This is a genomic window from Micromonospora sp. NBC_00860 (genome assembly GCF_045207375.1).
Taxonomy (GTDB): domain Bacteria; phylum Actinomycetota; class Actinomycetes; order Mycobacteriales; family Micromonosporaceae; genus Micromonospora; species Micromonospora vinacea.
In genome coordinates this window covers 988,519-1,003,592 of sequence record NZ_CP108825.1, presented here as the reverse complement: position 1 = coordinate 1,003,592, position 15,074 = coordinate 988,519, and the positions used below count along the sequence as shown (strand labels likewise).

At 64.6% G+C, this 15,074-nt stretch carries 6 protein-coding genes; 1 reads left to right on the top strand and 5 read right to left on the bottom strand.

Annotation, left to right across the window (positions count from 1 at the left end; all coding sequences use genetic code 11):
* Positions 1-149: 149 nt before the first annotated feature.
* The 5 genes from OH804_RS04510 to OH804_RS04490 form a co-directional block, all read right to left on the bottom strand.
* Positions 150-6,158, bottom strand: a complete 6,009-nt coding sequence (locus OH804_RS04510; protein ID WP_406062944.1) for an RHS repeat-associated core domain-containing protein — start codon at positions 6,156-6,158, stop codon at positions 150-152.
* A 466-nt stretch (positions 6,159-6,624) separates the two neighbouring features.
* Positions 6,625-10,287: a LamG-like jellyroll fold domain-containing protein gene (locus OH804_RS04505; protein ID WP_406062942.1), complete on the bottom strand. Its 3,663-nt coding sequence runs from the start codon at positions 10,285-10,287 to the stop codon at positions 6,625-6,627.
* The gene (locus tag OH804_RS04500) at positions 10,287-13,547 is read right to left on the bottom strand and encodes a DNRLRE domain-containing protein (RefSeq protein WP_406062940.1); all 3,261 of its coding nucleotides are present in this window, start codon (positions 13,545-13,547) and stop codon (positions 10,287-10,289) included. Before OH804_RS04500 ends, OH804_RS04505 begins: the two co-directional genes overlap by 1 nt.
* 263 nt (positions 13,548-13,810) lie before the next feature.
* On the bottom strand, positions 13,811-13,984 hold the full coding sequence (locus OH804_RS04495) for a pentapeptide repeat-containing protein (RefSeq protein ID WP_406066424.1): 174 nt from the start codon (positions 13,982-13,984) through the stop codon (positions 13,811-13,813).
* Positions 13,902-14,141: a pentapeptide repeat-containing protein gene (locus OH804_RS04490; protein ID WP_406062938.1), complete on the bottom strand. Its 240-nt coding sequence runs from the start codon at positions 14,139-14,141 to the stop codon at positions 13,902-13,904. The genes OH804_RS04495 and OH804_RS04490 overlap by 83 nt, the downstream gene beginning before the upstream one ends.
* 351 nt (positions 14,142-14,492) lie before the next feature.
* Here OH804_RS04490 and OH804_RS04485 point away from each other — a divergent pair, with 351 nt between their 5' ends.
* On the top strand, positions 14,493-14,954 hold the full coding sequence (locus tag OH804_RS04485; protein ID WP_406062936.1) for a DUF6745 domain-containing protein: 462 nt from the start codon (positions 14,493-14,495) through the stop codon (positions 14,952-14,954).
* Positions 14,955-15,074: the final 120 nt, after the last annotated feature.

Genomic DNA, 15,074 nt, shown 5'->3' with positions numbered 1-15,074 from the left:
ACCTACGACGCCGCGTCATGTTGACAGCGGCGGGAACGGCAGTCAAGCGGGCGAGACCCGGGATCCCACCTCCGCGATTTAAAGGCGCTGCCCGGGGAGCCGGCTGGTGGTGCCCGGCCCCCCGGAGCAACCTGGGTCGCGCCTGTGCCCTACCCCACCAAACCTGGGGGCATGGGGCACTGAGCCGTGTACCCCATCTCGCACATCATGTTGGCACCCTTATCTGGATCCGCGAACGCCTGGGAACCCTCGTAGACGAAGTACAGGTCGCCCACGATGCCCAGGGCGGCCGTTCCGCCTCCGATTCCGCGGCCACCGGGCCCGACGCGGCCTCGACCTGTCGCGGGTTCCCCGGCCGGTCCGCGGGGGGCAACGGTCCTGTTGCGCAGGGTGGCCATCGCTGCCCAATGCGTCTTGGTGTAAACCTCGCCTGTGTCGAAGCCGGTCTTTGGATTAATCACCCTGACGTTAGGGTTGCCGGCCAACTTTTCGCGCATGATTGCTGCTTGTTCGTCGTCGGCGGCTACGAACACGGAGATTTGCGCTTGTTTCTTGGCCCCGTCACCGGAGGTTCTCAACTTGTTTTGCATCGTACCGACGTGATAGCTCTCGCGGCCCTTTCCTCCCTCGGTCAGGTCGACAGAGTCAACGCTAACTATCTTGCCGTTGACCCATGACACCTTGATCGTGTCAGAAGTAGTACCGGCTACGTCGAGGTCTCCGTTTGGGAGCGTGACGGCGCCCTTCAGTCGTTGCGACTCGATGTTCTCCTCGTCCTGAAGGAAGTACCGTGATCCGTTTCCGGTCTTCGGGTCGTACAACTGGCCGGAGGCCTTGAGCTGGTCGTTGAGGAACCTCGCGCCAGCACTTTCCGAGGCTGACACCTTCGATCCTGCCCGCCTTAGACGATGTGGGGTGCCATTCTGGTCCACGTAGGTCGTGGCGTTGGGCTGGGTCAGTGGGGTGTTTCCGGTACCGCTCCCGATACTGCTGTCGGCCCCTGGAACGTTGTAATCTTCCCACGGGATCAGCCCAGTAGGGTCGGACGCGCTGACAGGGTTATTTCCGGCGTACCCGTAGCCGCCAAGGTCTTTGGGATTGTTCGGGTCGATTAGCGGGTCGACGGAGACGAATCTGCCCAGCAACGGGTCATACTCACGTGCACCGAGGTGGGTCAGACCAGTGCTGTCCTGGGTACCGCCTAGGAAGCCACGGCTGTCGGGCCAAAAGGCCGGCGCGGCCGGTTGCCGGGTTGAGCCGTACGGCGTGGTGCGCCGCCACGCGATTGCACCAGTCGTGGCGTTGATGGTGCACGTGGCGGTGTTGTGGTGGTCAGCGGCCTGGAAAAATACGCCATTAGTAGTGCGAAGGGCGACCATTTTGCCGGCGAAGGCGTAGTAGCGGATGGCGGTAAGGGTGGCCCCCACCTGTCCGACCTCCATGCCCGGCAGGTACAGGGTGGCGCCACCAGGGTCCTTTCGGACGATTCGATTGCCATCGGCGTCGTAGATGTACGTCGTGGCCTGTCCACCCGCTGGTTTGCTGGTGGCCAAGTGTCCCTCGGCGTCCCAGTCCAGCGTCTGGTACCCCGATTCGCCCCCGAGTCCACAAACGTTCGTGGCCGCCGTGTGGGGCCGACACTGGGTATTGCCAGCCGAGTCGTAGGCGTATCTGTAGGTGCGAGCGCCGTTCGGCCCGGTCTCGTCGATAGCGGTGACTGCGTGCGGCTGGTTCTGTCCCGCGCCCTGCTGGGGAAGGACGTAGTCGCGTTTGGTGTCTGCGCCTCCGGTGGTTGAGTGAATGGTTTCGACGTCGCGATTGCCGGCCGTGTCGAAGGTCCACGAGTGGTGGTAGGGCGCGGGGCCACTGACCCCCGTTTGCCCAGCCCCGTCGGCGCAAGCCGCAGTGGTGCTGTTGGTTGACCAGGCCTCGGTGAGACGCTGCAGGTGATCGTAGGTGAAGCATTGGACGTCTCGGGCGCCGCCCGCGGGTGCATCGATAACCGTGCTGACGTTGCCCGCCGGATCGTACTGGTAGGTGGCGTTCATGTCGCCGGTGGAAACGCCCTGCCGGTCGACCTTGACGGTCTTCAGGCGGCTAGTGCCTCGCTCGTAATCGTAGGTGAGCCAGGCCTTCTTGTTGTTGCCACCCGTATGGAGCTCGGCTTGAAGGAGCTGATTGTTGTTGCTGTAGGAGGCATTGGTGACGTAGCTGTTGGCACCGATGAGCGTGGTCGGCCGCAACAGGCTGTCGTAGGTAGTGCCTACGGATTCGGCCGCCATGACGCTGCCTACCGCAGGCATGCCGATGGACTGCGTGGTGCCATCGGTGTTGTACGCGGTAGTGAAGTCGTAGGTTTTACCTAACTGGGTCCCAACTCCCCCCGACGGAAAGCTGTAGCGGGTCTTCGTCGGCCGGTAAAGCTGGTCGCGAGTCAGGATGATGGTGTAATAGTTCTGGTTCCCGGCGATGCGTTGGCTGTAGGAGAGCTGGCCCTTATTGCCGGTGTTGTCGTAGAACCACGCGGCCAGCTTCGTGCCAGTGCCAGCGTCACCGCTCCAAGTCTCCGTCTTCCGGCCGACAGCATCGTAGACATACGACAGCTTGTTACCTCGGCTGTCGGTGGTTGCGGTCAACCGGCCTAACGCGTCGTACTGGTAGGTACTGTCCCCAGTATCCGGGTCTTCGACGAGGTCTTTGAGGTTGCGCTGGTTGTAGTGGTAACGCCAGAGGTTGCCCGCAGGATCGGTGACGGATTCCAGTGAGCCAGCGGAGGTGTAGGTGTATCGAGTGGTGTCGGCAGGGCCGGTCGGGCTGTCGCCCTTGTACTGGCGGAGCTCGGTGGTGCGGCCCCGCCCGTCGACTACCACTGTGGTTGGGATGCCTCCTTCGGGTGGGTCGATGTTGGTGCGGTCACCCTCGTAGGAGGTTGTGGTCTCCCAGCGGGGGTCGCCGGCAACCGAGAAGGTGCCCTTGATCGGCCGGTCCGCGCCGTCGTAGACGGTGGTCGTCTGGCCGTTGACGGCGCCCTCGGCGGTCACGATCGGGACGTCACCCGCAGTTCCCGTGGCAAGGTACGCGTCGTTGTTTTTGTACGCCTGTCCAGTGCCGTTGTAGAAGGTGTCGGTCAGGAGCCAGCCGCCAGCAGCGCCCGGCGTCTGGGTCTGCCGCAACCGCAGTAGGCCGTCGTATAGCTCGTGGCTGGCCCGGTAGCTGCCGTCGTTGTTGAGCCGTTCGGTGGTGACGACGGTGGTCTTGTCGTTGCGTAGCTGGTAGCGGAACTTCAAATTTGGACTTGCGCCTTGACTCTTGTCCCGGTCGGCTAGCCAGACTGAGGTAAGCCGGCCGAAAGCATCGTAGGTCAGATCCGTACGCTTGTCGTTTGCATCGAGAGTTCGGGTAGGCACCGAGTAGGCCGGGTCCAGCGTGACTATCGAGTTGTGTGACAGCGCATTGATGGTCTTGATCTGTGTGGTGATGCCGCTTGTCTCGGTGTACTCGGTGTTGGTGGCGTTGCCGAGCGCGTCCTTGGCAGTCTTGGGTCGGCCGTAACCGTCGAGAGCTGTGGTTTCGGACGTGGTGAGGTAGACAATCCTGGTGCCGTCGTACCGGTCGAGGTCCTCTGTCCGGGTAGGAGTGCCAGTAGTTGGCGCGATGTTCCAACCCTTGCCGTCATAGCTGGTGCGGGTGTCGGAGATCAGCTGGGTTGTGAGATCTGGCGTGGCGTCGGCGCAGCTGACCGAGACTGTCTGCACCCGAGACACGTACGAGTACATCTGCTTGTCGGGGTTGTCGACGTAGTAGGTGCGGGTACAACGGTCGTCGCTGGTCTTGCCGGTGCCCACGTCGCCTAGGTCGTCGATCTCAACGAGGCGGCCACGCCCGTCCCTCTTGCTGGCGAGGCGGGTCTCCAGCCATCGCTCGTCTCCCTGAGGACCATCGGGCAGCGCGGTGAGCTTGCGCGCGACGCCGGTGCCGACCATGGCGGCGGTCAGGACGCCCCAGCTCTCCGACTGAGTTTTGCTGATTAGCCGCCAGGGATCGTTGATCTCCTTAGAGACGATCGCTGAGCCGTTATAACGAATTGACTCATATTCATGGCCCGATAGCTCATCATGGTCGTCAAATTCCTGGCCGGTGGAGTCGCTGACGGAGATGCTGGGCCTGCTACCGTCGGGCCTTTTCGCGCCGCTCATACCCTGCATGAAAAAGTGATCGGTGCGCAGTGGCATTGACTGACCATCGCCCGAGCGGACGATCACCTGGCGATAGCCCCGCCAGTCCGCCCAGGTGAGGTCCTCAGCCTTGGTGATGCCGTTTGGCTCGGCCTTGCGCCAGCTTGCATCGCCCACGTACTGGTATGAAACTACCTCGTCGTCATTGCCGCCGACCAAATCGTCGCTGATGACGTTTTCTACCACGTATTTGTGGAACCAGTCGGTTACCTTGTTTTCGTCTCCGCCACCCAGCGGGTTCCAGATGACGGGAAAGCATCGCCGTGTTGATTCGCCCGGCTTGGGGATGCTGTCCTTGGTGCAGTCTGGCGCCTTGTAGTTGACAGTGATCTGCGCGCCGGTGTCGGTCTTGATCGTCGCGAGGCGGTAGCGGATGAGCGAACCCAGGTTGTCGCCGTTGCGGACGATGCGATTGGCGAGCTGGATACCGTCGAACTCCGTGGCGGGCGCGGTGACATCGGTACCGCCCCAGTGGGCGATGTGGGTGAGCTTTCTGGGCCACAGCGTCCGGGAGTTATCGTCGTTAGCCTTGAAAACGTGATCGATATCCCATGACTCGACTGGCGTCCAGCCAGTGCTCTGTCGGACCTGGGTCTGGATCCTGGTGAGCCGCTTGCGGGTGAAAAATGTCGGCGAGAGCTGGGTGTCCTTGCAGTGGGTGGCAGCGCTGCAGATACGGTCCTGCGGCACGTCCGGCCACGAGGCGGCCGTAGTCTGATTAAGGTCTTGCGGGTCACAGTCCACACTGCCGCCGGGAATACACCGCTCCGTGACGGTGAACACTACTCGGGCCGGCGCATCTGTGGCATAGACCTGCTGATCGCGTTGCCCGTAGTCAATACGAGCCAGCGAGCCACCTCGGACATAGCTGGTGCCATCGATGTCGGTACGACCGCCGCGGGCGTAATAGTTGAGCTCCGGGCTGTAGAAGTAGGAAATTACATTACCGCGTGGATCGACAACATAGTCGAGGTTCCACCGCCACGCCTGGTTGCAGTACGAGTCGCCAAAGCCACTGGACTTGTGACAGGGTTCGCCGGAGTCGTCACCGTAAACGGGTAGCGACCAGGCAGATCGCGTCTCTTCCTTTTTGTCCATCCAGCCGGGTAGCCGGTTGAGACCGAAGAAGTACTGCGTTCCGTCAGTAGACGTGAGCTTCCAGTACTCGCCGTCGTTGTCGTCGTTGTTCGCGCCAATGAGCCGCTCGACGGTCGAGCCGTCGTCGTTGGACAGCTTCCAGGTGTTGTCGTCAACCTTGACCAATTCGCCGGATCTGCCGGAGAGCATGATGGCGCCGTTGTCTCGGGCCCAGCACTGGTCGCCTGACGTATCGTGCCCGTCGTCAGAGCAGGGCTTGTACCGGCGCTCGATGAAACCCGGCTCGTAGGAGAAGCCTTCGCCGATCCACGATCCCTGGTTGTTCGTGGCCGCGGTGCGGCCGTCGACTGCCTGCGACGAGTAGCTGATCCCCACGGCGGGACTGAAGCCGTTCGCGGTCGCCGGCATGCGGATCGGGGAGGTCCAACCGAACCCACCTGTGCCCAACACTGTCTGCCACGAAGATGTGGCTGACAGTTTGCTGGCCTTGTAGTCGCCCATCACTGAGGAATCGCTGGCGGTCATCGCCATTAGAGTGGTGCCAGAGATGGCGCTCAGGTCCGCCCTCACGGTCCCCGTGGTCGGGTCGTTAATTGAACCCAGTGGCGTGCCTCGGCGACATTCGGCGCGGGCCGGCGAGGTGAGCGCGCATTCCGGCAATCGGACCAGCCGAAGCCGGGCGCCCCAGTCACCGCCGACGGCGTGCGCAAACGCGCCATAGCCGATCGTCAAGTTAAATGCTGCCTGCGACGTCGTGTCGGTGGCGCCTACTCGCAGTACTGGGCCGTCAAGACCGGCGCGGGTGGATGCCGTCCGGTCGTACACCTGGATCCGAGCCTTGCCTGCTACGGGGGCGGAGGAGCGGAAAACACGAGGTCGGGAGACCGCAACAGGTAGACCCCCCACGGTGGTGGCATCGTCGACGTCTGCGGTGCCGCCGGCTGGCCAATCGACGGCATCGGGGGCGGATAGCACCTTGTTGGCGGTCGGGTCGGGGCTGGGTCGCTGTGTCGGCAACGCCCTGCCTTTAGCCGCCTGCGAGCTCGTCGGCAGGGCCGGACGGCCTGGGCTGGCAGCGGCGGAAGTGGGTGTCGGGACCTGGACGAGGCTCGCTGTAAGGACGGCGGCGAGCAGGCTGATGGCGAGCCGGAATGCGCGGGAGCGGTCCGGTCGTGGATTAGTCAGTTGAGCGAGCATGAGGCCGTTACCACCACGGGAGGAGGAGGGGCGGAAGGTCTGGTTAAGGACCGGTCGGCGCCCACGGTGGGGCGCCGACCGGTGTATCGGTTCGTCAGAGGTCGGACTGGGCGGTCGTGCTGGCCAGCCGTACCACGGTTGCAGGGTCGAGAACTCCGCTGTAGACGCGGACCTCGTCGACAAGGCCCGACAAGTAGCCGCCGTAGACCGGGCTCTGCTGGCTGCCATCTAGGAGCGCCCGGCCAACCTGCACGCCCTTGTCCGGGCCGTTCCAGGTGCCGTCATCGGTGCCTTGGGCGCTAACTGCCAATTCCCCGTTGACGTAGAGGAACACCTCGTGAGTAAAGGCGTTGTACGTGACCACCAGATGTTGCCCATCCGCGTCATCCGGGTCGGGCAGGTGGACGTCGTCGACTAGCACGGTGGTAGCGCCGTTGACTGCGTCGTTGTCGGCCAGGCTCAACTGCCAGCGCATCTGACCATTGACGGTTACGCACCGCAGCCGGAATCGGCTCACCTTCGCGCCCGGCTGGGAGAGAACGACCTGTTCCCGGGCACACGCGGCGGCGAGCTTCGCCCGAACGGCAACGGAGAAGCTTCGGGTCTGGCCCACCAGAGCGACGGGCGACGCCGCGTACCCGGACATGCCGTCGAGCACCATGTGTCCCGCGCCTACCAGCGCCGGCTCGGCAAAGATGTCTTCCGGGTCGGGAACCATCAGCGACGCACCGTTGTACAGGGTGAGGCTGCGGTTGGGGTCAGGCGTGGCGCCGTCGTTGACTGTCTCCGGGCTGACGGTGACGTTCGGGTTGTCGTCCGGGACGTCGCCGCCGTCCAGCGACCAGTACACCTGCCTCTGAAGACGGGGAGCGGCAAGCGACTTTATCTCGGCGGTGCCCAACATCCGGTCATAGACGGCGACGTCGGCGAGTCCGCCCCGCCAGGCCCAGGTGTATCCCGCGCGCTCGGTCCGTCGGCCCAACTGGAGATTGCCGTGCGACGCCCACTGTGCGGTCGCGGTCGCAGTTGCCGAGAGGCTTCCATTGACGTAAAGGGAGGCGGTGTCCTTCAGCGGGTCGAAGATCCCGACCAGGTGTGTCCACCCGGTTGAGGCGGTGACCTGCTGAGTGCTGGTCACCTCCCAAGCGCCGAGGGCTTGCACATCGGTGGTCGGGATGCCGAAGCGCCAACGGCTTCCATTCGGTTCGTAGCCGAGGTAAAAGCCGGGCTGGCCGGTACCGTCTTGGGAGACGGCCGCCTGCGGTCGGGTAAGATCGTCAATCTTTACCCAGGCCGAAACGGCGAACTCCTTTGAGGTATCCAGCAGGCCCGTGGTCGACGTCGCCAGCCAGCCCCCACTGGTGCCGTCAAGCTGGACCGAGGGGTGAGCGCCACCACCGGGGCCTGGCTGCGCGAACGTCACACCGGGACCGGCCGTGGCTGGGCTAGCCCCGCGCTCATCGGCGGCTTCAGTGGTGCCGGGCGCATCGGCGAGGTTCCACTGGCCGGCAGCGGGGCCGCTGGCGATGTTGAAGTGGCATATCGAAGTATCGCTCTCCTTACCGGCGCCGTCGATCGCGATGACCGTCACGAAGTGCGGCGCCTCGGTAAGGGGCATCCACGTCAAACTGACCGCACCGCCCAGCGTTGTAGGACTCAGCGTGTTCGTCGGCACCGGGTCGGTGTCGAAGCCGTACTTGTACGAGACCACGTCGGTGGCGGCTGAGTCGAAGGTGAACTTTCCGTACCGGCCAAGGCCGTCGATCCAGTCGCCGCTCTCCACACAGCTCGGACCAAGGTCTGTCGCGTCGGAAGCTAGGAACTCCGCAGAGTCGATGTCCGGGCCGACCGGCTTCGTCTTGTCCAATCTGAAGCCACAGGTGGGGCTCCTGCCGCTCCACGCGCTGCCGTCATACGCCTCGACGTACCAGGAGACGACGACCTGCTCGGGCAAATTCGGTACGCCTGTGCTCGCGTCCGCAAGGTTGTAGTCAAACGTGGATTTGTTGGCCTTCGCGAGTGATGTCCAGGTTTTCGTCTGCAGAGTGCCGCCGATGGGCGTCCAAGTGACCGTGAACTTGGCGTTCAGTGGCTCGGCGTCACCGCTGTCTGGGTCCGACAAGTACGCCGACAGCTTTGGCACGCTGGAGACGTACCAGGCGACGGTCGGGGTGCCGGTCTTGCAGGCACCGCCGGGGTTGGTGGACAGGTTGATCGGCGCAGCCGGTGCCCGGTTGTACGTCACCGATAGGACCGCGTTGCCGCAGAAGCGCTTGACGTAGTGGTAGTCAGATTCGCTGTCGGCCTTTAGCCCGAAGGTGGCTGTTGGCCAGTTTCCAGATGCTGCGGCGCTCGCCGCTTGAGTAGCGGTGAAGGTCACGTTTTGGTTGGTCGGCGTGCACGAGCCCTGCGTCACGGTGGGACTCCGGGTGTCCTGCTCGGTCGCGCCCTTCCAGGATGAGCCTCCGGGTTGATTGCCCCAGTTGGTCGCCGAGGAAATCGCGCCGGTGCGGTACAGCGAGACGTTACGGGCCGTGCTGTCGTACGCGTGGATCATCGTGATTTTGAAGGTTGCGCTGGAGACGATAATTCGGTCGTCCTGGTAGGGCGTCGGCAGGGTGAAGAACAGCCGCTTCACCTTCGAACTGTCGCAGCGGCTCCCGTCCGTTGGGCACAGACCGACCCGCTGGTCACCGGAAAACTTCCAGTACTCTTCGCTCGGATAACCGGAGTCGACCATCGTCCAGGATGTGTTCGAGGTCGGACTGGTGTACGGGTCAATGTAGAGCGGGAACCTTGCCTGCGGGTCGGCCAGGAGCGCCGAGTCCGGTTTGAGCCGCAGGACGGAACCGTCGACCCGCACGCCTAGATCCGCCCGGCGTGCGGTGTCCGGCGCCGATCGAGAGGCATCGAAGTCCTTCCCCTCCGCGGCTGCCTCGGCGGGATCACCGGCGTCCCACATCTTCGGTGTTGGCGCCTCGAACACCGGCTGACTCGAACCGATGTCGGCCGCGACGAGGCGACCGTCCTGGCTGGCGCTGAAGCGCAGGTTCGTCCCGGAAAGCCCATACGACAGGGTCTTCACCTGCGGCAGAGCTGCCGCCCGGGGTGTCTTCACCACCAGGACGTGGGTGAAACTGGTGGCGGAGGCGTGGACCACGAGGTCCACCTCGGGCAGCACGTCGTGGTAGGTGGCGGCGGCTCCTGACAGGGTGGGACGCGGCAGGTCACTTGGCCACGACACATTCATGACTCGGCCCGCGCGCGAGATGGTCGCCAGCGGGATGCCCTTACCACCACCCGAGAAGCGCATCGCCGTCGCGGCGGCCTTCGGCCCGACGGTGCCGTCGTCGTGGCGGACCAGCGTGATGTCGACGGGCACCCACCTGCTCCCTTGCCGCGTGCGGAAGGGCTGCGCGTGTGACTCGTGCGTGAACGAGCCGTCCGGGTTGGCGTAAGTGGACTCGCGCTCGGTCGCCGCCGAGCGCACCTCCACCGGTTTGCCGGTCTTCACGGCCTCGACGCGCGCCTGCGACTCGGTCCATGGAGCTGCGAGGCTGGGCTGGTCCGACGGCCCCAGAGCCTGCAGCTCGATGTCATTTGTCTCTACGCCGAACCATGCCACCGCAGCGACCAGCGCTACCGATAACGCCAGCGCGCCACGCCGCGTCCACGAATGGCGCGCCTCGGCCAGTCCCTGCCACCTTCGCACCCGATCGCCTTTCCGAAGTTCGCATTCAAGGTTCTCCATTGCCATCAGCCGACCTGCTCGCCGAAGGCGACGGCGTCGGCCGGTGCTCCGTTCAGACCCGGCTGCAAAGTCCGGGTCGGAGCAGCGCTGCCGGCCGCCAGGGCAGGCCAGGGAAGAGTCCAAACCGCGCGATTCGCGTACGGGGAGGACACGTACAATGCGCTCGCAGAACCGCCGCCGCCAAAGCCCAGCAGCTCCCGCTTAGCCGGGCTGCCGGGCAGCTTGCCGGCTGCCCGCTCGACCAAGGTGTCGAAAGTCGGGTTGGTGGTGCCGGCGGCAAAGACGTGCAGGTTGCCTGCGTCAACGGCCGAGCCATAGTCCTCGCCCGGCACGCCGACGGCAATCAAGAGTGTCTGCGCGGTTGGTGCGACCGCTGGGTTCGTATTGACGAGAGTGATCTTTTCGCCGAAGAGGTCGCCTGGCTCGTTGGTGTCAGCGATCATGGCGGTGTTCTGATCTATTGCTGCCAGCTGCGCAATGGTCGTGCCCGACACCCGGAACTGGTGCACCAGACCGACGTCGGACCCACCGACGGCATCCTCGCCGGGCGCCCCGACGGCCAGGAGCGAATCCCCCGTCGGCCAATAGGAAGCCATCGCGACAGATTTGCCGAAAGTGTCGCCGGATTCCATGGCGTCGCTGACACCGCTGCTGTCCTGGTCAACGCAGCCCACCACGCCCGGCAAGCTCGAGGTCAGGATGTGGGTGAACACACAGACCCGTCCGGAAAACACGCCAGCCGCTCCAGCGCTGCTTCTTTGGCCGGGGTACGCCACCGCGAAGTGGTACGGGGTGGCCGCAAGTGCCCAGCCGCCGCGATCGTCCTGCTCCGCTCCTCCACCAATGTTACCGACCGAGCTCTGGTCGAAAGTGATCTTTGTGCCACCACGCAGGTAAGTCACGGTGCCGGCGTCGAGCTTGCCGCTGACGTCGTCCCCGGGCGCGCCGACGACGAGGAAGGGCTCGCCCGCAGCGGTCCGGCCGCTGGCGAGGGAGAAGCCAAACAGGTCCTCCTTTACCTGGGTGCCCGGTACGCCGTTCACTCCCTGGGTCCAGACGATCGCCGTAGCGGTGGGGCTCTTGCCCAAGCCAGCCGGCGAGCCAAATAGGATCTGTACCTCGCCGGCGTCAGCGACCGTTCCGTTGTCCTCGTATGGCGAGCCGACCGCTACGTCGGCACAGCCATCGCGGTTGGCGTCGTAGACCGACAAAGTGTGTCCGAACTGGTCGGCGGGCTCGGAGGTACCGGGAATCTCGGCGCCGTCCTGAGTGACGGTGGCGGTGGTGCCGCTCACACCGTCGACAACGTGGAGCGCCCCGGCTGCAGCCTGGCCGTTCACCGTCGCCTTCGGGTCACCGATTACCACGTCCTTCGTGCCGTCGCCGTTGACGTCGCCGTCGACGCTGCTACTGCTGCAGCCTGGTACTGGCGGTGCCATTATCATTACTTTGAATTCGCAGAACGACGACCAGGCCCCGTCTAGCGATCCGTCGTTGCCGCGAACCCGCCATTGGTAGCTGCCGGCTTCGGCGAAGGCGCCGGCAGGTACCGTCGTCGAGAATGTAGAGCCGGTGGCGGCAAGCGCGGTCACCGCTGAGCCGATCTTCGTGGTGCCTCCGACGGCCCACCACTCGAACTCTGCCTTGACCGTCCCGCCGTCGGGATCGCTTATTACCGAGGTGAACTGCGGCGTGACGGTGTTCATCGTCGGGCGGCTTGTGCCGGTGACGCAGTTCGACGCCGGGACCGTCGACCGGGAACCGACAGTTGGATAAGAGTTGTAGTTCACAACGGCGTACGGCACCTGTGCTGAATCGTCGGCGTTGCGGGATCGGAACTGCTTGAAGGCGTCGCCGTCAGTCTCGTCGGTGGCGCGCAGCCCCATGTCCGCACGAGTATCGCCGGCAGTGGCAGCGCGCTGAAAGAAGCTGGTGCCGGAGATAGATACCCAGGCGTCAGCGCAGGACGAGTCGAATCCCTTGGTTGTCGTGCTGGTGGCCTCGCGGTTGTTCCAGGTCGGCTGGTTCTCCCAGAGGATGCCGTCGGCGACGGGGCCGGTAGTCCACAGCTCCCAACTTTTGGCGGTGCAGGTGTTCGACCACCAGCTCCAGAAACTAACTGTCGCCGAGGTGATCTGCTTGCCGACCAGCGCAGTCGTGTCCCAACGGGCCAGCGTCCGGGTGATGTCGCCGGAGAGGAGACCGAGCTCGTAGTCGTTCGCTCCGCCGTTCTCGGTGAGGTCGCCCTCCATGACGTATGTATCGAAGGTCGTGCTTGCAGGGTTGATCTGCGGATCGATAGTCACGGGCCACTTCGTCGCTGGGTCCCGCATCCACTCCAGGTCGGGGGTGAGCCGCAGTTCAAGCGGATCGGTGTCCGCAGCTCGGGTCAGTGAACGGAGTTGAGGTGTCTCCACCACAGCTTTCCTGGTTGGCTCGTGGGTACGCGGATCCCGCGCGGCATCCCACATCTCTGGTGCCGGGGAGCGGGCGAGAAGTCTGCCCGAGCTGTCGAGGATCTGCGTGTTGCCAACGGTGTCGCGGCTGAGGGCAGACGTATTCGGCCCGCCAATCGCGAAACTAACGTCCCCTACCCGTTCTGCCGCTGCTGGGCTCTTGACCACGAGGAACGTCTCCACGCCGCCGCGCGTGACGTCGACCTCGAGGTCGACGCCAGGAATCGCCTCGCGGTAGGTGGCCCGGCTGCCGTCGAGCACGGGTTCCGGGAGTGCGCCGGTCCAACCGAGTGAAACTCGGTTCTCGCCATTGCCCAGGCTTACCAATTCGTGCGAGCCGGTCGGCTTAGCGCCGGACAGCCGGACCTCGTTGGGGTCAGCCACCGTTCGGACGGAACCGTCGGACGGAGCTTTGACCAGGGTCAGGTCTACTGGCACCCACTCGCCGTCTCGCCGCACCCGGACTGGCCCTGCGCTCAGCACAGCTTCGAACCCGCCCTCTGGCAGCGCCCACACCTCGGTGGTTTCCGACGTCAACTCGTCGACGCGGACCCGTGTAGCGGAGCTACGAGCGAGTTCGGAAGCCTGCTGCGGCATTTGTCCCGGCGCCGCCTGGTCATTGGCGAATTCGGCCACAGGATCCATCGACTCCGCCATCGAAGTCGAACTGACGACGGCGACGCAACCTGCTACCACCATGGCAGCTACCAGCATGAACTCGATAATGGATCCAGGCCTTGGCCTCACGTCGCCGCTCTGATCATTGCCGAAAAATTGATCACTACCGGACGCCATGACGTCCCCCGTCATTCCAAGATCAGTATCAACTTGGCAGACGGTAAGCCAACATGAGGGTCTACGGAAGATGCGCTACCGACGCCACCCGGGCGCTGGCAGAGGCCAGATACCCATCTGAATTCTCCGACAACCGGCCGATGCCGCGCGAAGTGCAGGAATAACTCTGCGTGATGATCGCGATCTGCTTACGCCCACTAACAATGAGCTACAGATGTGTTGCACGTCACAGATCAGTCGGGTTTGGGCGTGGCACCGACTCCCGCCGCCAGGCAGTTTCACCTAACCTCGGTGTGCACCCACGTACGAGGGCTGCAACCGCCGCATCCCCAGCGTGGGTCCGCGCCGTTCATCTGCGCCCCGCCCAGGTCAGCCCCGGCCGGATCCGCGCGCTGCAAGTTCGCGTCGCTGAGGTTCGCGTGCTCGAGGTTCGGCGCAGCCGTTCGCGCGATGCAGATTCGCCCCGCTTAAGTCCCCGCGCCCGAGATCCGCCCTGACCAGGCGCGCCGCCTGCAGGATGGCCGCAAACAAGTCCCCATCCTGACGTCGCTTGTCCAGTCCCGGGCGCTGCAAGTCGGCCTGCGGAAGCTGTACCCCTTGCAGACGCACCAACGCTTCGCTGCCTTGGCAATCCAAACGCTGCCCGCCACCGAGGTGCGCGACGCGCGCTGGCCCTCTTCCGTCGACGCGCCGATGGGGAGTTGGCGAGCGCGTGATCGACTGCCGTGCCACCGGCCGCGGCGTCGGCGAGGGTCGCGAGGACCTCGAACCCGGCCGGCCCGCGGCGCAGCACCGTCACCTCCCCGCCAGCGCCGACATCACAAGGGACAAGGAATGCACCGACCGGCACCCGCACACCAGTGGTCAGCAGATACTCGGCGACCGCGACCGGAGCCTCCGCCAGACGCGGCTGCGGCAATCCCCGCCCGGTGCGCGACCTGCCCGCACGTCCTGAGCCCTATGTGGTCGGCAATCGACCGCACGATTAGCGCGATACACGCTCCAACCGGCCTGGTACTGGTCAACGGGCACGGGCTCGTCGACCAGGACGACGAGGCTCGTGCCGTCGTCCGCTACAGCACACCCGGGCTCCACGACCGATCCTTCGACCCGGCCTGGTGCTTCTACCCCGATCTCATGGTCCTGGCGGCCATCGACACCTACCGCAGAGTTTTCGATACGGACCCCGGCGCCGCCTGGCAGGGCTGCCGCGACGTCGCTCTGACCAGCGGACCCTGGTGGCCCTTCCCGGAAACCGTGGTCATGAGCGAGCGACCCACCCTGCTCACACTCGACGAGCAGGACCGTCTCCATGCCGACGGCGGGCCAGCTATTCAATGGCGCGACGGTCACCACATGTGGGCTCATGACGGCGTTCTCATCGGCCCACCTCGCTCCTGGTCGGCAACGCGAGGCGCATGATCTCAGAAGCCGCAGTGATCATCGGGTTATCCACAGGCGCCTGAGTTGTCCACAGCTAATGCGATCAGGCATTGATCGGCGGGACCGCCACTGCTGAAGTACCTGCGCGGGGACGACGCC

Bases quoted from the DNA above. Each gene is read 5' to 3' on its own strand.
- OH804_RS04505 (WP_406062942.1), bottom strand. From the start codon at position 10,287: ATGGCAATGGAGAACCTTGAATGCGAACTTCGGAAAGGCGATCGGGTG.
- OH804_RS04500 (WP_406062940.1), bottom strand. From the start codon at position 13,547: ATGACGGGGGACGTCATGGCGTCCGGTAGTGATCAATTTTTCGGCAAT.
- OH804_RS04485 (WP_406062936.1), top strand. From the start codon at position 14,493: ATGTGGTCGGCAATCGACCGCACGATTAGCGCGATACACGCTCCAACC.